This is a genomic window from Enterococcus sp. FZMF (assembly GCF_030263915.1).
Classification (GTDB): domain Bacteria; phylum Bacillota; class Bacilli; order Lactobacillales; family Enterococcaceae; genus Enterococcus_D; species Enterococcus_D casseliflavus.
In genome coordinates this window covers 2057411-2077822 of record NZ_CP127160.1, presented here as the reverse complement: position 1 = coordinate 2077822, position 20412 = coordinate 2057411, and the positions used below count along the sequence as shown (strand labels likewise).

The 20412-nt window shown below is 39.4% G+C and carries 35 protein-coding genes; 34 read left to right on the top strand and 1 reads right to left on the bottom strand.

The window, feature by feature from the left end; all coding sequences use genetic code 11:
- The first annotated feature begins 3 nt into the window (after nucleotides 1–3).
- The 14 genes from QN079_RS10105 (at nucleotide 4) to QN079_RS10040 (ending at nucleotide 6953) form a co-directional block, all read left to right on the top strand.
- Complete coding sequence (locus tag QN079_RS10105) at nucleotides 4–726, top strand: putative HNHc nuclease (RefSeq protein ID WP_289229676.1); 723 nt, start codon at nucleotides 4–6, stop codon at nucleotides 724–726.
- A 2-nt stretch (nucleotides 727–728) separates the two neighbouring features.
- On the top strand, nucleotides 729–1223 hold the full coding sequence (locus QN079_RS10100; protein ID WP_289229675.1) for a hypothetical protein: 495 nt from the start codon (nucleotides 729–731) through the stop codon (nucleotides 1221–1223).
- Between the two features lies 1 nt (nucleotide 1224).
- The gene (locus QN079_RS10095; protein ID WP_195960522.1) at nucleotides 1225–2028 is read left to right on the top strand and encodes a phage replisome organizer N-terminal domain-containing protein; all 804 of its coding nucleotides are present in this window, start codon (nucleotides 1225–1227) and stop codon (nucleotides 2026–2028) included.
- The gene (locus QN079_RS10090; RefSeq protein ID WP_289229674.1) at nucleotides 2018–3256 is read left to right on the top strand and encodes a DnaB-like helicase C-terminal domain-containing protein; all 1239 of its coding nucleotides are present in this window, start codon (nucleotides 2018–2020) and stop codon (nucleotides 3254–3256) included. Before QN079_RS10095 ends, QN079_RS10090 begins: the two co-directional genes overlap by 11 nt.
- Nucleotides 3257–3505 (top strand): hypothetical protein, encoded by a 249-nt coding sequence (locus QN079_RS10085; RefSeq protein WP_289229673.1) that lies wholly within the window; start codon nucleotides 3257–3259, stop codon nucleotides 3503–3505. It begins immediately after the preceding gene.
- On the top strand, nucleotides 3502–3843 hold the full coding sequence (locus QN079_RS10080) for a VRR-NUC domain-containing protein (RefSeq protein WP_289229672.1): 342 nt from the start codon (nucleotides 3502–3504) through the stop codon (nucleotides 3841–3843). Before QN079_RS10085 ends, QN079_RS10080 begins: the two co-directional genes overlap by 4 nt.
- Complete coding sequence (gene ssb, locus QN079_RS10075) at nucleotides 3840–4310, top strand: single-stranded DNA-binding protein (RefSeq protein WP_289229671.1); 471 nt, start codon at nucleotides 3840–3842, stop codon at nucleotides 4308–4310. Before QN079_RS10080 ends, ssb begins: the two co-directional genes overlap by 4 nt.
- Before the next feature lie 174 nt (nucleotides 4311–4484).
- On the top strand, nucleotides 4485–4646 hold the full coding sequence (locus QN079_RS10070) for a hypothetical protein (protein WP_289229670.1): 162 nt from the start codon (nucleotides 4485–4487) through the stop codon (nucleotides 4644–4646).
- Nucleotides 4624–5175, top strand: a complete 552-nt coding sequence (locus tag QN079_RS10065; RefSeq protein ID WP_289229669.1) for a DUF1642 domain-containing protein — start codon at nucleotides 4624–4626, stop codon at nucleotides 5173–5175. The genes QN079_RS10070 and QN079_RS10065 overlap by 23 nt, the downstream gene beginning before the upstream one ends.
- Nucleotides 5172–5405, top strand: coding sequence for a hypothetical protein (locus QN079_RS10060; RefSeq protein ID WP_289229668.1), 234 nt, complete (start codon nucleotides 5172–5174; stop codon nucleotides 5403–5405). The genes QN079_RS10065 and QN079_RS10060 overlap by 4 nt, the downstream gene beginning before the upstream one ends.
- A complete protein-coding gene (locus tag QN079_RS10055) occupies nucleotides 5405–5716 on the top strand; it encodes a hypothetical protein (protein WP_289229667.1) in 312 nt (103 codons plus the stop codon). The genes QN079_RS10060 and QN079_RS10055 overlap by 1 nt, the downstream gene beginning before the upstream one ends.
- A gap of 33 nt (nucleotides 5717–5749) precedes the next feature.
- On the top strand, nucleotides 5750–5974 hold the full coding sequence (locus tag QN079_RS10050) for a hypothetical protein (protein ID WP_270788439.1): 225 nt from the start codon (nucleotides 5750–5752) through the stop codon (nucleotides 5972–5974).
- Between the two features lie 365 nt (nucleotides 5975–6339).
- Nucleotides 6340–6708, top strand: a complete 369-nt coding sequence (locus QN079_RS10045) for a hypothetical protein (RefSeq protein ID WP_289229666.1) — start codon at nucleotides 6340–6342, stop codon at nucleotides 6706–6708.
- A complete protein-coding gene (locus tag QN079_RS10040) occupies nucleotides 6681–6953 on the top strand; it encodes a hypothetical protein (protein WP_123836405.1) in 273 nt (90 codons plus the stop codon). The genes QN079_RS10045 and QN079_RS10040 overlap by 28 nt, the downstream gene beginning before the upstream one ends.
- Nucleotides 6954–6989: 36 nt before the next feature.
- Here the strand turns inward: QN079_RS10040 and QN079_RS10035 are convergent, their stop codons facing one another.
- On the bottom strand, nucleotides 6990–7250 hold the full coding sequence (locus tag QN079_RS10035) for a hypothetical protein (protein ID WP_142974169.1): 261 nt from the start codon (nucleotides 7248–7250) through the stop codon (nucleotides 6990–6992).
- Nucleotides 7251–7294: 44 nt separating this feature from the next.
- On the opposite strand from QN079_RS10035, the gene QN079_RS10030 reads away from it, so the two are divergent.
- The 20 genes from QN079_RS10030 (at nucleotide 7295) to QN079_RS09935 (ending at nucleotide 20394) form a co-directional block, all read left to right on the top strand.
- Entirely contained in the window at nucleotides 7295–7732 is a 438-nt protein-coding gene (locus QN079_RS10030) for a YopX family phage-derived protein (RefSeq protein WP_289229665.1), read from the top strand.
- On the top strand, nucleotides 7722–7910 hold the full coding sequence (locus tag QN079_RS10025; protein ID WP_289229664.1) for a hypothetical protein: 189 nt from the start codon (nucleotides 7722–7724) through the stop codon (nucleotides 7908–7910). The genes QN079_RS10030 and QN079_RS10025 overlap by 11 nt, the downstream gene beginning before the upstream one ends.
- A 2-nt stretch (nucleotides 7911–7912) precedes the next feature.
- Nucleotides 7913–8107: a hypothetical protein gene (locus QN079_RS10020; protein ID WP_289229663.1), complete on the top strand. Its 195-nt coding sequence runs from the start codon at nucleotides 7913–7915 to the stop codon at nucleotides 8105–8107.
- Nucleotides 8108–8196: 89 nt separating this feature from the next.
- Nucleotides 8197–8610, top strand: a complete 414-nt coding sequence (locus QN079_RS10015; protein ID WP_289229662.1) for a DUF722 domain-containing protein — start codon at nucleotides 8197–8199, stop codon at nucleotides 8608–8610.
- Between the two features lie 585 nt (nucleotides 8611–9195).
- On the top strand, nucleotides 9196–10416 hold the full coding sequence (locus tag QN079_RS10010; RefSeq protein ID WP_289229661.1) for a helix-turn-helix domain-containing protein: 1221 nt from the start codon (nucleotides 9196–9198) through the stop codon (nucleotides 10414–10416).
- Nucleotides 10417–10643: 227 nt separating this feature from the next.
- The gene (locus tag QN079_RS10005) at nucleotides 10644–11234 is read left to right on the top strand and encodes a GIY-YIG nuclease family protein (protein ID WP_289229660.1); all 591 of its coding nucleotides are present in this window, start codon (nucleotides 10644–10646) and stop codon (nucleotides 11232–11234) included.
- Between the two features lie 24 nt (nucleotides 11235–11258).
- Nucleotides 11259–11747 (top strand): transposase, encoded by a 489-nt coding sequence (locus tag QN079_RS10000; protein ID WP_289229659.1) that lies wholly within the window; start codon nucleotides 11259–11261, stop codon nucleotides 11745–11747.
- The gene (locus tag QN079_RS09995; protein ID WP_289229658.1) at nucleotides 11740–12972 is read left to right on the top strand and encodes a PBSX family phage terminase large subunit; all 1233 of its coding nucleotides are present in this window, start codon (nucleotides 11740–11742) and stop codon (nucleotides 12970–12972) included. Before QN079_RS10000 ends, QN079_RS09995 begins: the two co-directional genes overlap by 8 nt.
- A 13-nt stretch (nucleotides 12973–12985) precedes the next feature.
- Nucleotides 12986–14401 (top strand): phage portal protein, encoded by a 1416-nt coding sequence (locus QN079_RS09990; protein WP_289229657.1) that lies wholly within the window; start codon nucleotides 12986–12988, stop codon nucleotides 14399–14401.
- Between the two features lie 11 nt (nucleotides 14402–14412).
- Complete coding sequence (locus tag QN079_RS09985; protein ID WP_289229656.1) at nucleotides 14413–15555, top strand: minor capsid protein; 1143 nt, start codon at nucleotides 14413–14415, stop codon at nucleotides 15553–15555.
- Complete coding sequence (locus QN079_RS09980; protein WP_167827170.1) at nucleotides 15552–15782, top strand: hypothetical protein; 231 nt, start codon at nucleotides 15552–15554, stop codon at nucleotides 15780–15782. The genes QN079_RS09985 and QN079_RS09980 overlap by 4 nt, the downstream gene beginning before the upstream one ends.
- Before the next feature lie 36 nt (nucleotides 15783–15818).
- Complete coding sequence (locus QN079_RS09975; RefSeq protein WP_289229655.1) at nucleotides 15819–16082, top strand: DUF6275 family protein; 264 nt, start codon at nucleotides 15819–15821, stop codon at nucleotides 16080–16082.
- 112 nt (nucleotides 16083–16194) lie between these two features.
- Nucleotides 16195–16845 carry a DUF4355 domain-containing protein gene (locus tag QN079_RS09970; protein WP_289229654.1) on the top strand — a complete coding sequence of 217 codons (651 nt, stop codon included), beginning with the start codon at nucleotides 16195–16197 and terminating at the stop codon, nucleotides 16843–16845.
- A 36-nt stretch (nucleotides 16846–16881) separates the two neighbouring features.
- Entirely contained in the window at nucleotides 16882–17895 is a 1014-nt protein-coding gene (locus QN079_RS09965; protein WP_502875133.1) for a major capsid protein, read from the top strand.
- Between the two features lie 11 nt (nucleotides 17896–17906).
- Entirely contained in the window at nucleotides 17907–18233 is a 327-nt protein-coding gene (locus tag QN079_RS09960) for a phage head-tail connector protein (protein WP_289229652.1), read from the top strand.
- A complete protein-coding gene (locus tag QN079_RS09955; RefSeq protein ID WP_289229651.1) occupies nucleotides 18214–18564 on the top strand; it encodes a hypothetical protein in 351 nt (116 codons plus the stop codon). The genes QN079_RS09960 and QN079_RS09955 overlap by 20 nt, the downstream gene beginning before the upstream one ends.
- Nucleotides 18554–19096, top strand: coding sequence for an HK97 gp10 family phage protein (locus tag QN079_RS09950; protein ID WP_289229650.1), 543 nt, complete (start codon nucleotides 18554–18556; stop codon nucleotides 19094–19096). The genes QN079_RS09955 and QN079_RS09950 overlap by 11 nt, the downstream gene beginning before the upstream one ends.
- Entirely contained in the window at nucleotides 19096–19458 is a 363-nt protein-coding gene (locus QN079_RS09945; RefSeq protein WP_289229649.1) for a hypothetical protein, read from the top strand. The genes QN079_RS09950 and QN079_RS09945 overlap by 1 nt, the downstream gene beginning before the upstream one ends.
- 12 nt (nucleotides 19459–19470) lie before the next feature.
- On the top strand, nucleotides 19471–19890 hold the full coding sequence (locus QN079_RS09940; protein WP_289229648.1) for a phage tail tube protein: 420 nt from the start codon (nucleotides 19471–19473) through the stop codon (nucleotides 19888–19890).
- 96 nt (nucleotides 19891–19986) lie between these two features.
- Nucleotides 19987–20394 carry a DUF6096 family protein gene (locus QN079_RS09935; RefSeq protein WP_195493240.1) on the top strand — a complete coding sequence of 136 codons (408 nt, stop codon included), beginning with the start codon at nucleotides 19987–19989 and terminating at the stop codon, nucleotides 20392–20394.
- Nucleotides 20395–20412: the final 18 nt, after the last annotated feature.

Genomic DNA, 20412 nt, shown 5'->3' with positions numbered 1-20412 from the left:
TAAATGTTTGATTTAGGTAAAGTAATCGACCATCAAGGGAAAAGATTGACTATCGAATTTGAAGAGGAAATAAATGCCGAATACCTAAAAATGATGGCTCGTGAGAAAGAAAATCTGGTCAAAGTGAAGCTCTTAGATAACAAACCACTCTCAGTAAAGCAGAATAAGCTTTCTCACGCATTAATTCGTGACATAGCTAATTGGTATGTTGATGATCCAGGACACGTAGAAACAATGCTTAAGTACGAATACGAGTACACAGAAGACGAACCTTTCTCGCACGCCATAGCAAGTATGAATGAAGGCAATATTTGGATAACGAAACTCATTCAATTTGTCATAAGAGAAGGGGTCCAACTTAACCAAAGATACTCATATCTACTAGAACATGATAGCTTTTTCTACTATTGCTGCAAGTACCGAAAATGTGCAGTTTCTGGTAGACCAGGAGCGCAAATACATCATGTTACGGCAGTTGGTAATCGGCATAGAAATAACGTTGACCATCGGCTATTTCCATTCGTGGCTTTGGATTGGAAAACACACAATATTGCTCACCAACTTGGGCAACAGGAATTTCTGAAGAGATATCAGATCAAGCCTGTTTATTTAGATAAAGAAGCTTTAATCAAGATTGGCATTATGAGTAACGCTCAAATAATGCGTTTTGATGAAAAGTACGAAACAGAAGAGCTGTTCAAGAAAGCGATAGAGGAGGGACAATGACCGTGAGAACGATCAATGACAATTACAAACGTTTAAAAGAATCAACAAGCGAGCTGAAAGCCCTTAGAGAGACGTTTATCAGGCAAGAGAAAAAGCTATTGCAAGAAATTGAATTACAAGAAAAATATATCGAAGAATTTAGCAAGCGTGATGAAAAAACAGCTGTTGGAATGCAACTTGTGATTTGCAGAAAGTACGAAAATTGGGGAAAAGAGTTTAAGGATCTATTGAATTTCGCCATCAGCAAGATTAAAAGCGGATATCTGCCAGAGTTGCTTTCTAGAAGAGAAGTTTTTGGATATTGGCACAACAGCGGGTTTCAATCAGGAAACTCCAGGCTAATTGGAAGATATATGGGAGAAACCTACGGAAACGAGCGGGCACAAATTAGATTCGCTGATGAAATGTATGAAGATGGTTATGAACTTACAACTCAAGATACCTTAGCAATATTATCCTACTTGACGCATTTGATGTCCGATTCAAAGGAGGGATAACGTGGCTGAAATAAGTTGGATTAAGCTTAAGACGACAATGTTTGATGATGAAAAAATAAGGTTAATTCAAGCTGTTCCTGAGTCAGATGCAATCTTAGTCATTTGGATAAGACTTCTCGTATTAGCAGGGAAGACTAATGATGATGGCTTAATCTATATACAAAGAAATATGCCCTATTCAGAAGAAATGCTAGCAACCCTTTTTGGTAAAAACGTCAACACAGTTAGATTAGCGCTGACGACCTTAGCTAGTTTCAACATGATTGATCTTAGCAACGATGGCTTAATAGCAATTAGTAATTGGGAAAAGCATCAAAACGTTGAAGGCATGGAACAAGTAAGGTTGAAAAATGCCATAAGAAACAGGGAATATCGTGAACGGAAGAAACAAGAAAAGCTTCTATTAGAGCGTGACGTTAGCGTGACGTCACGTGACGGTACAGATATAGATAAAGAATTAGATAAAGAAAGAGATATAGATAAAGAGAAAATACCATATAGCGACATCATCAAATACTTGAACGAAGCAACAAGTAAATCATTCAAAGTTACTCAGAAATGGAAAGACCTGATCAAAGCAAGGTGGAATGAAGGTCAACGATTAGATGATTTTAAGAAAGTGATTGATGTGAAAACAAACCAATGGTTGAACAACCAAGAAATGAATAAGTATCTAAGACCAGCAACACTCTTTGGAAATAAATTTGATGATTATTTGAATGAATATCGTCCACAAGTTAATTCTTCAATCTCCGATGAAATTGCTGAATCTCAAAGGAGGTTGTCTGAAGCCTATGAACAATGAGTTGAAACTTGTGGCTGAAATGCTAAATAATCCATCAATCATTACCAACATTGACATCGATTCAGAATGGTTTGAAAGTTCTCAGTGCAAATTGATTGTAGAGTCAATGACGAGACTGCGTGGAATGAAATACACCACCGAACAGGTCCATCGAGAAATGCGCACCATTGACTACTTCAAAGCAGGGACAGCTGATGAATTAGACATCTTGAAGAATTCTGCGAATCAGCTTGGAATCGAAAGAGAACTAGCAAGGATCATACACAATGATTATCTTGACCGTAAGTTGCATTCAGCGTCCATAAAATACGCTGAGACGCTTTCTAAGACAGATGGCGATAAGTTAACACGATTGCTAGAAGAAAAGCGTGACGTGAACCATATTAAGTCTGATGGCAAGTTGGATAAAGCATTCTCTGAATTCTCGGAGAACTTGGATAAGCCAAGCGATGTTCTAACGACATACAAACCGCTAGATGCATTTCTTGGTGGTGGACTAACTGGTGGCAAGTTGATTGTTTTAGCAGGAAGACCAGCTACAGGGAAAACGGCGTTTGCTTTAAACATCATGCACAAATTATTTACAGATAACGAAAATGTCCAGTGCGACTTTTTCACTTTTGAAATGGGCCAAAACGAGCTAATGACTCGACTGGTTTCAAAAGAGACACATATCAACTCACTTCTATTTGTGGGCAAGGATAAGCTGTCACAGGAAAATAAAGTCAAAGCACGCAAAGCCTACGAAGAAATTAAAAATACATTCGATCTACGTGTCTATACATCCGAGTACTCAAACTTAAACGATATTAAATACGCAATTAAGCAGCGTTTGAGTGATAAGAAGTATGTCGTGTTTGTAGACTATGCAGGGCTGATCACAGTTAACGATACTCGCAAAAATGAGCGTCAAGTGATGAACGAAGTCACACGAGAGCTGAAGAAGCTCACAACAGACTATGGAATCACCATTGTGTTGCTAGCTCAGTTAAGCAGGGCAGTCGAACAGAGACAAGACAAGCGGCCAATGCTCAGTGATTTGAAAGAGTCTGGATCATTAGAACAAGATGCGAATGTCACGCTCTTGCTTTCTGCTGACGACAAAGACAGCCGAAAGATTCGATGTGATGTAGCCAAAAACAGAGAAGGTATGACAGGAGTTGCGCCATTTATCTTTGACAAGAAGTTTATGGATTTTTCAGTAGACTTTGACGAATGGAGAGGTTAGATGGACGGACAAACATATCTGGCTATCTTCAAAGAAAACGGCCTTGTGCGATCGGACTTAGTAAGGATATTGGAAAATCAAGTTAAGGTGTTTGAAGAAAACAGCATGCTAGAAAACGCAGAAGAAGCTAAGTGGTTGGCAATCGAAATAGCTGAGGAAGAAAAAGCACAAGGTTATCCATTCTTAAATGGCAATGAAACTAGAGAACAGATTGCCGAAAGATATCTGAATGCGAGGGGAAAGATGTGAACGAACTCGATTTACAAAAGCAAATAAGAAATTCACTCAAGGTAATCGGGCATGATTGCTGGAAAGTTGATACAGGTCCAGTCAAACGCGCTAGCCATAAGCAAATGAACCTTGAAAAAGGATTCCCTGATTTGTTCGGATTCCGAAAAGAAGATAAACGGATTTTCTTTATAGAAATCAAAATGCCGAAAGGGAAATTAAAACAAGAGCAAAAAGAGTTCCTTTTAGATAAAAATCGGAAAGGGTGTCTCAATGGAGTAGCTAGGAATCTTGTTGAAGCGATCGAAATAATTCAAGGTACTCGAACGATTGAAAATGAATTGGAGGAAGAAAAATGATAAACAATTTAACTTTGGTCGGAAGACTAACGAAAGATCCGGATTTGAAATATACAGGCAACGGAACCGCAGTTGCCACCTTCACATTAGCTGTGAATCGCAACTTCACGAATCAGAGCGGAGAGCGAGAAGCGGACTTCATCAACTGCGTGATTTGGAGAAAGCCAGCTGAAACATTAGCGAACTATGCGAAAAAAGGCGTGTTGATCGGAGTGACGGGGCGGATTCAAACTCGTTCTTACGATAACCAACAAGGACAAAAAGTTTATGTCACCGAAGTGATTGCGGACAACTTCCAGTTGTTAGAAAGCAAGAAAGCCGATTCTAGCCAAAATACACAAGGTAGCGGCGTTTCAAATGGTCAAACGAATAATTACACTCGCAGCCAACAAAACCGCAACAACGATGAATCAGACCCATTTGGTAACTCGTCTATTGATATCAGCGATGACGACTTACCATTTTGAGAGGTGAGTAGATATGGAATTGAAACAGGCGGAATTTTTAAAGGCGAGCTCGTTAGCTAAATTCATTAACAACAGAAAAATAAAACAAAGCGATATACAAGCGATCGTACGCAACGAGGGGATTTACACCGTATTTTATTGGGAAAATCACTATCAGTATTAAGAGGTGAGCAGATGACACCGACACAAGAGCAAATACGCAAACTATCAGATAAAGAGTTAATAGCACAACTAAAAATCGTGCGCAGCGCACAAAGGCGATTTGATTTTCGTGAAAAATGGATTTGTGAAGAAATGGAACGGAGGAGTAAAGATGAACAAACAAGAATTGACTGAGATGGTTAAGAACGCAGAAGTTGCAGCGCAGACGGGAATTAATTTAATTCGAAGATACAAAGACGAAGATGGCGAATATCAAAGAGGACAAAGGAATGCCTATAGAGATGTTGCTACTTGGATTGAAGAATTTGACGAACAACCAAAAGAAACGGTACCTAAGTTTGTAGCTGATTGGATCAAGCAATGCAAAGAAAAAGCTACACTAGCTGATTGCTTAAATGGATATTATCAAATCTCAAATGGTGAAGTTGTTAGCTCGGAAGATTTTCAAAATTGGGTTGTAGACAACGAAAATGATGAACTGACTGCTAAAGCGTGGATCTTTGGATATGAAGTGAAGAAAGAACCACTATATCAAATTGAACTTCCCGGAACATCATGGGGCGCATATCTAACTAAAGCTGATAATGGAGATTTAGTGATATTTCAAAATACTACAAGCGGATCAACATTTACCGAATCAGAAATAAAAGCAATCGATGAAAGATATTGGGCATTCGCAGTACTAGTGGAGGAAGTCAAATGAAACTAGCAGACACAGTAACAGGCGTGCAAGACGGCAAGTATAGCCCACCGTCACGAGTAGTCAGAAAGCAACGTAGAGTAAAAGCAGGCATCGAGTATTGGTGCGTGACCGAACGTTTTACAAAACCTTTTAAAGCAGTGTGTGTCAAAGTGCTTGAGAACTCAGCTATTGTGACGTTTGGCAGCGATCGGACAGTAGTTAAATTGCGAAATATGAAGAGGGTGGAATGATGGCTAACAAAGAAGATTTGTATCGGTTGGAAAAGTTAGTTAATACGCCAGGTGCTGATGCAGACGAAATCAGAGTTTTGAGAAAGGCTTTGTGGGGAAAGAGTTACGATCGACCAAAGCAAAATAGATACAACTCAACGCCAGTCAGGTTTACTTTTCCAGATGGTGAAGTCAAAGAATTCAGCACACAGCGTGAAGCCGCAGAGATGTCAGGGCTGAACAAATGGACTTTGGATCGAGCATGCAGATTGCAGATACCTTTGAAGAAAGGCAATTTTGCAGGTGCAACGGTCGAGATATTGAGTCAGTGATCGGAAGAAATTACCAACTAGGAGGAAAACAAAATGAATCAATCAATTCATATTAGCTATGCAACGAGAAAATTTTTGTGTTTAGAATCTTTTTCATCTGAAGGAAGACATTGTTTAAAAGATGAAACTTATACAGCACACCCTATTGATGGAGGGTATAAGTTAGTGTTTGAAAATGGTGATATGAACTTTACGGATGAACTATTTGAACGTGTTGTAGATGCGTGGTCAGATGTATTAATTGAAATTACTGGATAATCCACTATCCACCAAAATAACCAACTAAGAAAGGAGTAAGAAATGTTCAATAACTTGGTAAACTTTAGCATGGACTTATACGATCTAGACAGCAATATTACATTCCAAATGTCTACAGATAATATAACTATTGATTTTAACGATAGGAAAAAGCAAATGGTTTTATGGATTCAAGATGATGATGTATATCCAGAGATAGTTCACAATCTAGATAGTAACCATGCTATTCCTCTAGATACTGTTATGAAAGTGTTGGAGATAACCAAAAAATATTTGTAGGGAGAAATTTGAATTAGTGTGAATACAAATATGTCAATCACATGTAGAGCGAGTTGATTAAACGACGAAATAGCAGAAAGCGAGGAATGAATGTGAGTGAAGAACGCAAAATAACTGCAGGTACAATCAGTGGTGCGACTTTTAAAAGTATAGATATTGAACCGTCAATAATAGTTGATGGGAAAAGCTATACCGCTAGTGAATTTAATAAAGCCGTTGAAATGTTAAAACAACCGCAACTCAACGAGAATCAGCAGATTGTGTTGGATTATTTAAAAAAACAATTCGGTAAACATTCGATATTTGTGAAAAGCATATTCGATCCTATCAGTGATTTGCTGTCCGATATTTGGATTGATGATGTGGATATAGCTTTTGAACAATTGGATCTGAAACAAGAAATTCAAGTCTTAGAAGTATTTAGCCAATGGGTGCAGGAACAGGAGGAAGAATGATGATTCTTAGACCAGTAGTAATTCGAGAGAAGAAAGAAGAGCATGCTTTTAGTGAAATAACGAGTGTGCGGTATTGCGTTAGTTGCGAATACACAGACACAGAAATAAAAGGCAAATTTCATCAGTGGATATCCGAATATGCTGCTAACGAGTATGGAGAAAGATCCAACCTATACGCAGTAGTAGAAATGAACGATGGAACAATAGCGCTATATGAGCATGACTTGATAAGGTTTATCGATTAATTCCGCAATCGTCAGCGATAACGGAAAAAAGACCCACTAAGAGTCTTCTTTTGGAACTATTGAAATTCCTTGTGTTTTCAGATCGAATGCAACACGTTCAGTCACTCTGACCATAAATTGTTGCTTAAGAATTTCAGAAAATTCATCAGAATACTCATTTATGTAAATCCTCAGTTGTTTCAGAAATTCGTTAGGATCATCGCTTAATTCGATGACTCGTAATGGATACATCATTTCATTAACAGCATCAATGACGGCTATTGGAACAACTGAGTTTAGATCAACAGTAATTTTCATACGATCGCCTCCTATGGCGATTATATCATGAACGGGGGGGTAAAATGATGCCAAAATTTAGATGTTGGGATGAACGAGTAGGTTTGACAGAAGTTGTGAGCATTGATTTTTTAAGAAAGACAATCAAAATTAACCACTGGGAGTACGGAGATTCTAATTTCTTCCCTTTAGATGAGGTTGTCCTCATGCAGTCCACTGGCTTAAAGGACAAGAACGGCGTGGATATTTTTGAAGGGGATGTTCTTTTGCACACAAGTTCATCCGTTAATTACAGTGATACTTACTGGCATAGCTATGTACAAGCATACCGAATGGATAACGGGGCGTATAGAATCAAAGGCAAGCATATTTATGATACAGATTTGATGAGTGCTAGAAGCAGAATAGAGGTAGTAGGAAATATTTATCAACATCAAAAATTGTTAGAAAAAGAATACTTTAGCACGTCTGATGGCGTTGTGGTGCAAGCCAATGAAAACTAGTCATGCAATCTTGTTGATACTGCTGACAATCGCTGGTCTAAGTTGGCTATCCTATACAATAGTTGACCAACAACAGCAGATTGAGCAGCTAGAACAGCAGCTGCAGCATGAGCAGATGAAGTACAAGATTATTATCAATGATCCGTTAGTCAGGGATGCGATGGAAGCGGGGGGATGAAAATGGGACTACCTAAGAAATCAAATCATGTTCGTGAAGTTAAAATGATGGAAGTTATTCATGTCGTTTCGTTCGAAGGTGTGGGAACCGAAGAAAACCCAGCAAGGTTGATCCATGAATATTACTCCAAAGAAGGTGCCTTGCTAGCAACGAAAGATGAATGGCTAGAGCGAGAAATTGAGAAGGTACAAAAATGACAGAAGCGGTTTTAATATTTGTAGCCGTAATAGCGACAGTGGTCGCAAGTGTGATTTTTGGTAAGGAAGACAATGAGGAGGGCAAGTGATTGGAGAAATGGCGTGTTGAACGAGTCAAGGCAGTGTTGAAAGATTACCGAGATACGGATAAGTACGTCAGAAAGCTTGAAGAAGAGATTCGAATTCCGTATCGAGAAGAGGATGTTAATGGGGACATTAAGGGAACAAGAAGCGACAGCGATTTGATGTTCGGCACATTGTGGACCATCGAGACGGATAAGCAGATTCGGCGGTTGAAACGCAATAAGCAGATTGTACAAGAACTTCTCGATGAGTGCGGCAGTGACACTGAGACGATCATTCGAGAGTTGTATATCAAACGATTTCCGCAATACACGATGCAAGGGTTGGTGGAGCAGAGAATTATTCTTGCTAGTGTGAGTACGGCGAAGAGATTGCGTAATAAGTTTTTTGAAGAAGTCGATAAACAGCTTGATTTATGAACCCTTTTTGAACTTTTTGAGGCATAAAAATGTTATAAAATAGTATTATCAGATATCGCCCACAAGCAGAAACGCACAACGGCATTCAACCTCCTTTTGATACGTAAAAATTATTCTGTGGGCGATAGTCACTGTGGCGGAAGTAGAAGACGCAACTAAGGAACACGGTGTTCTGTACGTAGAAGTGACTTTATAGTTACAGCGTGAGTACAAATCAGAACGTGAGTGGGGCAGTACCACTCCAGTGACTTAAAGAACCTACGGAAACAATCAATCTTATCGGATGCCGATTGGTTGGCTGAATTAAACAGCGTGTCTGTGAATCAGTTAATAGGCATAAAATACTAGCACAGACGTGTGCCACCTCTCAGGTGTAGGTTAGGAGAGAAACATTAGCAACCGAGGGTTGGAAATGGGCGCTCAAAGTACAAGAGCAAGGCGATGTCGGTAGTAATCGACGGAATCGGTGTAGGTTGCTTTAAATTTAAGTCAATACTCTCATTCCTTTGTGGCAGACGTGTATCTGATATGAGAGTTTTATAAGTCACTCATTGCGAGTGGCTTTTTATTTTGCAGAAAAGCGAGGTGGCAGACATTACTAAATGGACAGAACAGCAGGTCAAACGATTGTCGGAATTGGCAAATGAAGGACTAACCAATATTGAGATAGCGCCAATGCTTTCAGAGGAGTTCGGCAAAGAGTTCTCATGGCCAAGCGTTAGAAGTAAACGTGCCAGGTTGAATTTGCCACCGAGCGAAAAGAATATGCGTGTTAAGCAAACAGATAAGGATAAGAAGAATGTAGTATCTACAGAAATCAAATCAGATGGTACTCAGACAAACCTTATCAAGCTGCGTATGACTGAAGAGCAGTCGAAGAATCCTAATTATGTATTACAAGCACATGGTTATGATCCAGAAAATTGGGAATTGGTTCAAGCGACTAATAACATCTGGGAACAGAACAACCAAGTAGATGGACTTATACAGCTTTATCAATCAAAGATAGTTGTTAAGCCGAGGGCGGCAGCGAACATTCAAACGTTGGCTACTAAATTGCTGCAAAGTACTAAGCCGATTACAATTCAACCAATTATCAAAGGGAAGAGCAATCTAGTCATACCGTTGGCTGATTTGCACTTCCCTATTTTGTCGGAACGAAAGTTTGAAACCTATCTATCCGATGTTTTAGCAATCATAAATAAAGGCTATAAGACAATCGTTATAGAAGTGTTAGGGGATATCTTTCACTCAAACGCTATGAAGGCAAGCCAAACGATCAAAGGTACCCAACTTGAAGATGTGGATATGGTCGAAGCAATTGAGTTGGCTAAAACATTCTTCATTACGCTGATAGATGAATCATTAAGAAAAAGCTCAGAAGTGCGGATTGAATTTGCTAGTGGTAATCACAGTGACTTTGAATATTTGTTTCTAATGTACTTAGAGACACTCTATCCACAGATATCGGTAAACAAACACAACCTACCAAGGGTCGCATATCAGCTAGACAATGTAGGCATTATGCTCACTCATGGACACTTTGGGAAAAAAGGCGATTATCCTATGCTATTCGCTACCGAGTTTCGAGACGTATGGAGCAAGAGTAGTTGGCTAGAGATTCACCAAGGGCATTATCACTCGATGGAAGCTCAAAACCTTAAAGGCGTGATTCACCGGCAGCTTGGAACAATTAAACCTAACGATCAGTATGAGTCGGAGAATGGTTACACAATGAACTATAAGAGCACACAGGCATTTGAGTATTCAGCAGATAAGCTGAAAGTAATCTATGAGTTGGGGTGACTGATATGCATTACTATTACATCCAACTATCAGTAGGAATACTTAGACATAAGAACATCCGACAAGCGGAGTTGAAACCTAAGCATACGTTGCTTGAATGCTATCAGCATTTTAATGACGAGTATATCGATCGGCATAAGCTGGTGTACATTGGGCATGGATGGAAGAGTGATCCGCATATTGTGGAGAGGTTGAACAGATTTTTATAGAAAGGCGGTGGCGTTGATGTGGCTAAGTTAACAAACAAACGTTATGGAGTAGTTTACTTAATAACTAACATTGTAAACAACAAAAAATATGTAGGCATAACCACACGATCCATCGATTCTAGGTTTGAAGAACACTGCAAAGCTGATAGTCTAATAGGAAAAGCTATAAGAAAATACGGTAAAGATAATTTCACGATTGAAATCATAGCTGAAACTACGAGTAAAGAAGATACTGTAGAAAAAGAAATTTATTATATATCCAATTACAATAGTTTCGAGAATGGTTATAACTTAACTATTGGTGGGGATGGAGTTGTTCAAAAGTTCAAAAGAGAAGTTCCTTTAAGCGAAGAACAGATAGAGTATTTGAATAATTTCCCACGTGATAACAATAGACATAAAGATTATTTAAAAATGACCAAAGTAGAATTTGTTAACGTGACTATAAAATGCCTCGTTAAAATGTATTTAGAATGCGAATACGAATTAGGGGTTAAACGAATTTTTGAATTTTTAAAAGGAAAAAGAGCTAGTGATTTTAATTTCTTAGAAGCCTTTTTAGAAACTGGTTTAATTTCTGAATATCATATCAAAAAATACGTAGCATAATCCAATCAGAAGGGAGGTCATTACGTGGCAATTGGAAAATATAAAAAGTGGCTTGAGCAAGAGAATCTTATTTTGTTAGAAGGTTGGGCACGTGATGGACTGACCGATGAACAGATAGCACAAAGAATGGGTATAAGCACAACTACATTGTACAGGTGGAAAAGTGAGCATCGGGAGATTAGGGAGGCCATAAAAAAAGGGAAAGAAGTCGTTGATTTCGAAGTGGAAAACGCCTTATTAAGAAATGCTAGAAAAGGTGATACGACAGCTCAAATATTTTGGTTAAAAAATAGGCGTCCTGATAAGTGGCGAGATAGTAGAGATAGAACAGATAGACAAGATAAGCTTATGGCTGCTCAACTACAAAAAGAAGAAATGCAAGCTAAGAAAACAGAAGTGGAAATAAAACTTGCTGAGGCTAAACTTGAGAAAATCAAAAATGGCACAACTCAGACTACTGAAGATAAGTTGGATGAGTTGTTAGAGAAGATTAGTGGTGAATTGAATGATTAGTGATGTTTACACTGCTAAACAAATTCAAGTTTTGAATGAAACGGTAAAGAAAGATTGGTTCATTACTTTGCTGCATGGAGCTAAGCGATCAGGAAAGACAAAGATAAACAACGACTTATTTTTGTTTGAGTTAAGACGTGTGCGCAAGATAGCAGATAAAGAAGGCATTAAAGAGCCGATGTATATTCTCGCTGGTGTATCGAGTGCTACTATTCAGAAGAACATTCTGCAAGAACTGTACAACATGTATAGCATTGAACCCAAATTTGATAAGCATAATAACTTTGTCTTGTTCGGTGTGAAGGTGGTTCAAGCATACACTGGAAACATTGGCGGTGTTGGTGCTATTCGTGGTATGACGGCTCATGGTGCATATATCAATGAAGCTTCATTAGCTAAGCAAGAAGTATTTGCTGAAATCGTTTCTCGTTGTTCAGGAACAGGCGCTAGGATATTGGGCGATACTAACCCAGATAATCCAGAGCATTGGCTAAAAAAGGAATATATCGACAATACAAGTAAAAATATCAAGGCGTTTCATTTTGAATTAGATGACAACACGTTTCTTTCTGATCGATACAGAGAAAACATCAAAGAGTCAACGCCTAGTGGTATGTTCTACGATCGTGACATAAAAGGATTATGGGTGTCTGCTGAAGGTGTGGTATATCAAGACTTTGATGCGAGTAAGCATTACGTCCAATCAAATGAAATCCCTCAGTTATCCTCTTTCTATTGTGGAGTTGACTGGGGATACGAACACTGGGGATCAATTGTTGTTATAGGTGAAACAGATAACGGGACAGCATATCTCGTAGAAGAACATGCCACACAGTTTGAAGAGATTGATTATTGGGTAGAGATTGCCAAAGGTATTCAAGAGCGATATGGCTCTAGGATACCTTTTTATTGTGATTCTGCTAGACCAGAACATGTTGCTAGGTTCAAACGTGAACGCATCGAAGCATTTAACGCAGACAAAGCCAGATTAAGCGGTGTTGAATCTGTTGCCAAGAAGATTAAAGCGGATAAGCTTTTTATCTGTCGTGACAAAGTTAAGAAGTTTCCAAACGAGATTTATCAATATGTTTGGGATAAACGAAAAGGGGAACCAATCAAAGAATTTGATGATGTTCTTGATGCATTAAGGTATGCAATTTACTCACACGAATTGAAGAAAAGCAAAAAAGCTCAAATCGTCAGCAAAGTTAAATTCGGATTTTAAGAGAGGTGATATTGTGGCAATAGTAGTTAACAGACAGATAGCCGGTGACTTAAATAACCCGTCTGCTGAGTTGCTTAATTTTTGTATCCAACAGCACATGATGGAATTGGCGAGACTAGAAAGGCTATCAGATTATTACGATGGTAAGCATGACATTCTTAATCGCAAGAAAGAAAATGAAGCAGCGCCAAATAATAAAGTGTTGATCAACCATGCGAAATATGTAGTGGATATGAACGTTGGTTTTATGGTGGGTAATCCGATTTCTTATGTATCTGAATCAGATAAGAACATATCGCCAATCTTAGATGCTTACGACAGGATTGACATCGTTTCTCATGATACAGAATTGGAGAAAGACCTATCGACGTTCGGCGTTGGTTATGAACTTGTGTATCTAAACAAGACAAAGGAAAACGATGGAACACAATTAGAAATCAAATGTATTGATCCTAGAGGTATCTTCTTAGTTACGGATGACACAGTAGACAAGAACCCTTTGTTTGCAGTTCATTATCAACCCGTACTAACGCTACAAGGCGGCATTGATCACTATGTGGTTAAGTATTACAACGACAATCGAGTGATTACGTTTCACGCAAGCTCTAGGGGATTTGGCGAATACTTACTAGTGGATGCCAAGCCACATTACTTCAAAGCAGTGCCGGTCATTGAGTATCGGAACAATGAAGAAAAGCAAGGTGACTTTGAACAAGCTATTTCTTTGATCGATGCATACAATCTACTCCAATCTGATCGACTAAACGATAAAGAAGCCTTTGTAGATGCAATTCTGTTTATTAGAGGATTTACTTTAGAAGATGGTGATGGCGAGAAGTTGGCGAAAGAAAAGATGCTTCAAACGGCTGCAATGCCTAATGAAGTAGACGCAGGGTATCTTACAAAGGAATTAAATGAGGACGGTGTTAATCTTTTACGATCAGCAATCCTTGACGATATTCATAAGATTACCTATGTACCAGACATGAATGATGAAAAGTTTTCTGGAAATGTTTCTGGTGAAGCTATGAAGTACAAACTGTTTGGCTTACTTCAGCTTATGTCGGTTAAATCACGTTATATGATTAAAGGTTTGAGAAAGCGCATGGAACTGTTTGAAACAATTTTGAAGGTTACAGACAATTCCGTTGATGCGCAAGGAACGAAGATCAAACTTAAGCCTAATTTACCTGTAAACACTAGCGATATCATCAATCAAATCGTCAGTGCTTATCAAGCTGGTATTCTGCCGCTTAAAGTTCTTCTAGGATGGTTGCCAGATATTGACGATGTTGACGAAGTATTGAAACAGTTGCACCTTGAAAAAGAAGAAGCTATTGTGATGAACCAGAAAGCATTAGGTGTGCAAGCTGAAGATAGTCATTCAGATTTGGATGAACAACCTGAAGATGATGTTCAGGAAGACTAGGAGCTGATTAAATGGCTCAAAAGAAACGTAAGCTATCCTACTGGGAACGACGGAACATTGATGCTGAACAAAAGATAAACGATGGCGCAATTAAAGTCGAGGAAGCTGTAGCCAAGGCTTACAGGCAAGCACAGACATACTTAACCCAAAAGGTTAGGAAGTTATTTGCACGCTCTCAGCAACGTTCTGGACTATCTGAGGAAGAGGCTAAACGGATACTGAATCAAACAACATCGGTTGAGGAATTAGCGGAATTGAGGAAGCTATCCAAGCAGATTAAAGATCCAGAGTTGCAAGCGTCAGCAAAGAATCGATTGCAAGCATTAGCATTTAAAGAGCGTATCACTCGTGCAGAGGACTTGAAAGCCAAGTCTTTTTTAGTTTCCAAGCAAGTTGCTGATGTTCAGTTAGAAAAACAGACAGAGTTCTATGTAGATGCTATTCACGAATCCTATCGGGAGGCAACTGCTGAATCAGTCATCCGAAAGGCGCAAGAGAATGCCAAGAATGGCGTAGTCATTGAAGTATGGAATAAGAAGGATTATCAGTTCAAAGAATTGTCTACCAGGTATACAAAGAACATCCTCGATAGCCACTGGCATGGATCAAATTATTCTAAACGGCTGTGGGGCGATACTGATGCTTTAGCCGTAAGACTGGAAGAGTTATTCACTGTCGAGTCTATGACTGGCATGTCTGAGTTTGAGATGGCCAAGGCTATTGCTAGTGAATTTGACCGCTCTATTGGCGTTGCTAGGCGCTTGATTCGTACAGAAGCTAACTACATGGCTAACCAAGCGAAACTCAAAGCGTGGCAAGATAACGGCGTAAAAGAGTACATGCTAGTAGCTGTATTGGACTTGCGGACATCTGAAATCTGTAAAGGTAAAGATCATAAGATTTATCGAGTTTCTGAAGCTAAGGTAAACGGTGCTAGCGGAACGTATCCGCCATTTCATCCTTGGTGCAGAACAATAGCTATTATGTACAGTAAACGCACCATGAAGCTACCTAGGAATGCTTTAGATCCTATCAGTGGGAAAGTCATTCCAATCAGAGGCGACACAACCTATAACGAATGGATGAACAAACTTAAAGAAAAGTATTCGGATGAAGAGATAGCTTTGCAGAAGAAAAAAATAATGGGAGTGTGAATCACTTGGATTTCAGAGAGATGAAACGCAAGAAAGAGCGTGGTGTTAGCAATGAAGAGTTTATGGATAAATCGAAAGAATTCTTCAAAGACGCTGACAGCATTATAGTTGTAGGCATGGATAAAGATGGGTTTATCAACACCTTTTACACTCAACTAAGTTCAACACAGGTTATCGGCATGGTTGAGATTGCAAAACAACAATTGATTCAAGAAACGGAAGTCTAGTTAGAAGTTACTTAAAAAAAGAAAGGATTGTGTAAAATGGGAGATCAAGAATTTGTAACGGCAGCAAAAAATGCAATCGTCAAGGCGTTTAACGAACGAAAGGGATCGCTACATACACCACTAAAAGAGGAAGAGTTGTACGTGGTTTGGCTAGTAAAAGCGTTACAAAACAACAAGGCGCTCTTATCAACTAGTCGCTCTGGTGATGGGCTTTACTTTGAAGTAACTAACAACGGGGATAAGAATGAAATGTATTTGGATGTATACAAAAAACAAGAAAATATTCGTATTCCTTATTAATCAGAAGTCTAGCAGTCGCTAGGCTTTTTGTCATGTCCAAGCGTGATGACATTAAAAGCTTCGGAAGTGCAAGCATTTATCCACTCTAAAAGATATGGAAGGAGTAATAAACATGGGAAACAAAAAACTGTTGCCACTTAACCTACAATTCTTTGCTGAGAAAGATGAATCAGATACTCCGGATGATTCTGAAACATCAAAACAGCTAAATGTAGAAGAGTTGAGCGACGAAGAGATTGCAGCAATCAAAGAGAAGTTTGGTTTCAAGGACGACAAAGAAGTAGACTCTATTGTCAAAAGTAAAAAGTCACGCTGGCAGAAAGAATTTGAAGAAGAAAAGAATGAAGCTGCCCGTTTGGCCAAGCTAAGCGAGGAAGAACGGCAGAAAGAATTGCTAAACAAAGAAAAGACTGCCTTCGAAAAGGAAAAAGAAGCTTTTCGACAAGAACAATTATTTGTTGAAAAAGGTAATCAGTTACAGTCGATCGGAATCAGCAAAGAGTTAGCAGCACGCATTAAAGGTGACACCGCAGAAGAAATTTTGGAAGATGTCAAAACATTCAAGAAAGCATGGGATGAAGCACTAAAAGTTGCTGTTGATCAAGCGCTATTGAATTCAGTTGATTCGCCACTAGGTTCTAATACAACTTTGCCTGACACTAATCCGTTTGCTGCAGAAACCTTAAACCTTACTGAGCAGGGAAGATTGCTGCGAGAAGATCCAGAAAAAGCAAAAGCCTTACAGGCATTAGCGAATAAATAGAAAGTGGGAGAAAAAATGAAAAAAAGTTTAATGAAAATGAACTTGCAGTATTTTGCTGCTAAAACAAAAATCGAAGATGTCATTGTACCAGAAGTCTTCAATCGTTACGTTATTGAACGTACTGCTGAATTATCAGCGTTGTACCAATCGGGAATCGTTGTGAAAGATCCAGAATTAGATGCTTTGGCTACTGCTGGTGGTAAGTTGATCAACATGCCGTTTTGGCAAGATTTAACAGGCGACGATGAAGTGTTATCTGATACAGATTCATTGGCAACAGATAAAATCACTGCTGGTCAAGACGTTGCCGCTCTCTTGATGCGTGGTAAAGCTTGGAAAGTAAATGATTTATCTAAAGCATTGTCTGGTGACGATCCTATGCGTGCTATCGGTGACTTGGTTGCTGCTTATTGGGCCCGCCGTCAACAAGCTACTTTGTTGAGCGTCTTAAAAGGTGTGTTTGGTGCCACAACTACTAAAATGGGCGACAATAGCTTAGATATTTCTGCTTTAACAGGTAACGATGCAGCATTCACTGGTGAAACATTCCTAGATGCTTCATACAAATTAGGTGATGCAGAAGAAAAACTGACTGCCATTGCCGTTCATTCATCTGTATATGCTAACCTGCGTAAACAAAACTTGATTGAGTTCTTGCTAGATTCAAACAACACGAAAATCCCAACTTACATGGGTAAACGCGTGATCGTTGATGATGGTATGCCTAATTCTGGCGGAGTGTTCACATCTTACATCTTTGGCCAAGGGGCTATCGGTTTAGGTAACGGCGCTGCTCCAGTTCCAACAGAAACAGATCGTGATGCATTAGCTGGCGATGATATCTTGGTTAACCGACAACATTTCTTGTTACATCCACGTGGAGTTAAGTTCACAAGTAAGTCTGTTGCTGGTTCTTCTCCAACAAACACTGAGTTAGCTACTGGCGGTAACTGGGAACGTGTATACGAATCTAAAAATGTTCGTATCGTTCAATTCAAGCACAAACTTTGGACGCCAACCACAACGGTAGCTGGCGGAACTGGCGAATAAGGAGTGAAATCATGGACGAGAAACGAGATGAAGTTATTTCAGTACTAGCTGAGCAATTGGAGATATCTCCTATCTCAGCAACAGTATTGATCGAGGACGCTATCGCACTCGTCCTTGATTATACTGGTCGGGAGGAAATGATTAAGAGCATGTGGGTGTATGCAAGACAACTTGCGACTATCGCGTACAACCAACAGGGCGCTGAAGGTGAAGCTTCAAGGTCTCAAGGTGGCGTGTCGCAATCTTTCTTGACCGATATACCGGCTACTATCCAACGTGGTCTAAACAGGTTCCGTGTAGGAAAGGTTGTGAGTTACTATGCGCCTACTGAACAATAGCCTACAAACTGTTTATCTAAAGAGGCGGAAAGTCACCCTTGACGAAGAAGCAGAGGAAATAATCACTTACCCATATGATCCAATTGAGTTACGAATGAATGTTCAAGCTGCAAGCGGTACGGTAAACGCACAGATTTACGGTAGCAAGCTTGAAACAATGAAAGCATGCAAATACCAAGGCGACAAGATTAACGAGGCACAGAACGAACTAGACGGTGTTTGCGTGTACGTTGGCAAAGACGAAGAACCCGACTTTACGATCAGGTCTATCCAGACTTTTTCTACACATAAGAATATTATGCTAGAAAGGAATGATAATCGTGGGAGTTGAAATCAAAGGCCTTGAAAGGTTACGGCGAAAAGTCAAAGCAATACCGCAAATCTTAGATGATGCGATGTGGGATGCAACTTTTGAAATTACCGAGTTGATTAAACAAACCGCTGAATTGCGATTATCGTCTAGCATGAAATATTCTAGCGGCGAATTGTTGGGTAGTTTGAAGAATGAGGTCGTCATCAACGCACAAAATCAAATAGTCGGGCGTGTCTGGTCAGATAAGCAACAGGCTATGTTTCGAGAGTTTGGTACTGGTCCTGTCGGTGAAGCTAGTCCTAAAGATTTGCCAGACGGAATCACGCCAGTTTATTCGCAAACAGCATGGTTTATCCCAGCAAAAGATGTTGCTGTAGATTTGGAAGCTATATACGGTATTCCTCGTGTGACTGTTCAAGGTACAGACTTCTACATTACCAAAGGACAGCCAGCACGTCCGTTCTTGTATCCTTCTCTAGTAGATTTGATTGGTGAAGCACCAGAAATCTATAAAGAGCATGTGCAGCGCAAGTTAAGGGAGTTGAAGTGATGGAAAAAGTGAATATGAAGATAGTGACTGTTGAAGTTCTACAAGCCGTTACTGCTATCAAAAAGATCGCGACGGACTATCCTTCAACTTGGAACACCTTTCCATTGGCTATCTATCGAACGGCCAACAAGCCACATCAGATTGATTCGTTGGGCAATGAGCTACAAACAGAATGGACAATCACAGTTGAATTATACGGAGACAAAAGCCAGACCAGTATTGCTGAAAGTGTTTTAAGCACGTTCGGTAGTATTGGTTTTTCTGGTACCGCCAAGGATGCTAACACGGCTGATCTAAAGCGAATCATCGTTGAAGTAACAGCGGTGGTTGACAACTATACAAAATATGTATTCAAAAAATAGGAGGAATTACACATGGATTTTGCAGGACTATTATCAAAAGGCACTGTCTTAACTTATAAAGATGGCGAAACAACTAAAACTGTAGCAGCAGTTAAATCTATCCCGGCGTTGGGCAGTGAACCAGAAAAAGTTGATGTTACACATTTGGGATCAGAAAAGAAGGCGTATATCAAGGGTATTGAAGATACTGATAACTTGGAATTTGCGATCGTATATCAAGGAGATAACTTCCGTGATATTCACGCACTAGTTGAAACTGGAAAATCTGTTGATTGGACAATTACGTTCCCAGATGGAATGACATCAGAATTTACGGGAGAGCCTTACTACAAATTCGACGGGGTAGAAGTTAACCAAGCGGTCGGCTTTAACTTAGGGGTAGTTGTGAGCGATGGTCCAGATATTACTCCAGCTCCTGCGCCGGGGGCGTAACAATCCTCAATATTACTGAGTAAGATAACGTAAACGAGTCGGAGACTGAGGAATAATCCTTGGTCTCTATTTTTTATAACTTAGGAGGAAACATACATGTCAAAAAACAACGTAGTACAAATGCCAAACACTAAATCATTTCAGCTAGGAGACCTAACTTTACAACTTCGTTTAGACGGTAAATCGATTTTAGCAATCGAAAAGCGCTTAGATGAAGGGATTATGGGACTGTTTGTTAAAAAACAAGGCGAAATCAAATTACCACCAGCCAACAGTTTATTGATTATCTTACAAGGCGCCAATAAAACAAGCGGCGTGACAGATAAAGCAATCGTTGATGCGTTCGAGCAATACATTGAATCAGGAAAAACAACGATGGATCTATTTGGCGAAATCAATGACTTCTTGGATGAAGCTGGTTTTTTCGGAAAGAAAGAAACGGCGAACGAAGCGACAGATGGGGAATCTTTGGATCAAACGAACAGCGAAGACAGTCTTCTGTAAAAAACTTCAATAATCTTT

Coding starts and splice junctions, on each gene's coding strand:
- QN079_RS10105 (WP_289229676.1), top strand. CDS start 4: ATGTTTGATTTAGGTAAAGTAATCGACCATCAAGGGAAAAGATTGACT.
- QN079_RS10090 (WP_289229674.1), top strand. CDS start 2,018: ATGAACAATGAGTTGAAACTTGTGGCTGAAATGCTAAATAATCCATCA.
- QN079_RS10085 (WP_289229673.1), top strand. CDS start 3,257: ATGGACGGACAAACATATCTGGCTATCTTCAAAGAAAACGGCCTTGTG.
- ssb (WP_289229671.1), top strand. CDS start 3,840: ATGATAAACAATTTAACTTTGGTCGGAAGACTAACGAAAGATCCGGAT.
- QN079_RS10070 (WP_289229670.1), top strand. CDS start 4,485: ATGACACCGACACAAGAGCAAATACGCAAACTATCAGATAAAGAGTTA.
- QN079_RS10065 (WP_289229669.1), top strand. CDS start 4,624: ATGAACAAACAAGAATTGACTGAGATGGTTAAGAACGCAGAAGTTGCA.
- QN079_RS10060 (WP_289229668.1), top strand. CDS start 5,172: ATGAAACTAGCAGACACAGTAACAGGCGTGCAAGACGGCAAGTATAGC.
- QN079_RS10055 (WP_289229667.1), top strand. CDS start 5,405: ATGGCTAACAAAGAAGATTTGTATCGGTTGGAAAAGTTAGTTAATACG.
- QN079_RS10050 (WP_270788439.1), top strand. CDS start 5,750: ATGAATCAATCAATTCATATTAGCTATGCAACGAGAAAATTTTTGTGT.
- QN079_RS10045 (WP_289229666.1), top strand. CDS start 6,340: ATGAATGTGAGTGAAGAACGCAAAATAACTGCAGGTACAATCAGTGGT.
- QN079_RS10040 (WP_123836405.1), top strand. CDS start 6,681: ATGGGTGCAGGAACAGGAGGAAGAATGATGATTCTTAGACCAGTAGTA.
- QN079_RS10035 (WP_142974169.1), bottom strand. CDS start 7,250: ATGAAAATTACTGTTGATCTAAACTCAGTTGTTCCAATAGCCGTCATT.
- QN079_RS10030 (WP_289229665.1), top strand. CDS start 7,295: ATGATGCCAAAATTTAGATGTTGGGATGAACGAGTAGGTTTGACAGAA.
- QN079_RS10025 (WP_289229664.1), top strand. CDS start 7,722: ATGAAAACTAGTCATGCAATCTTGTTGATACTGCTGACAATCGCTGGT.
- QN079_RS10020 (WP_289229663.1), top strand. CDS start 7,913: ATGGGACTACCTAAGAAATCAAATCATGTTCGTGAAGTTAAAATGATG.
- QN079_RS09995 (WP_289229658.1), top strand. CDS start 11,740: ATGATTAGTGATGTTTACACTGCTAAACAAATTCAAGTTTTGAATGAA.
- QN079_RS09985 (WP_289229656.1), top strand. CDS start 14,413: ATGGCTCAAAAGAAACGTAAGCTATCCTACTGGGAACGACGGAACATT.
- QN079_RS09975 (WP_289229655.1), top strand. CDS start 15,819: ATGGGAGATCAAGAATTTGTAACGGCAGCAAAAAATGCAATCGTCAAG.
- QN079_RS09970 (WP_289229654.1), top strand. CDS start 16,195: ATGGGAAACAAAAAACTGTTGCCACTTAACCTACAATTCTTTGCTGAG.
- QN079_RS09965 (WP_502875133.1), top strand. CDS start 16,882: ATGAACTTGCAGTATTTTGCTGCTAAAACAAAAATCGAAGATGTCATT.
- QN079_RS09960 (WP_289229652.1), top strand. CDS start 17,907: ATGGACGAGAAACGAGATGAAGTTATTTCAGTACTAGCTGAGCAATTG.
- QN079_RS09955 (WP_289229651.1), top strand. CDS start 18,214: ATGCGCCTACTGAACAATAGCCTACAAACTGTTTATCTAAAGAGGCGG.
- QN079_RS09945 (WP_289229649.1), top strand. CDS start 19,096: ATGGAAAAAGTGAATATGAAGATAGTGACTGTTGAAGTTCTACAAGCC.
- QN079_RS09940 (WP_289229648.1), top strand. CDS start 19,471: ATGGATTTTGCAGGACTATTATCAAAAGGCACTGTCTTAACTTATAAA.
- QN079_RS09935 (WP_195493240.1), top strand. CDS start 19,987: ATGTCAAAAAACAACGTAGTACAAATGCCAAACACTAAATCATTTCAG.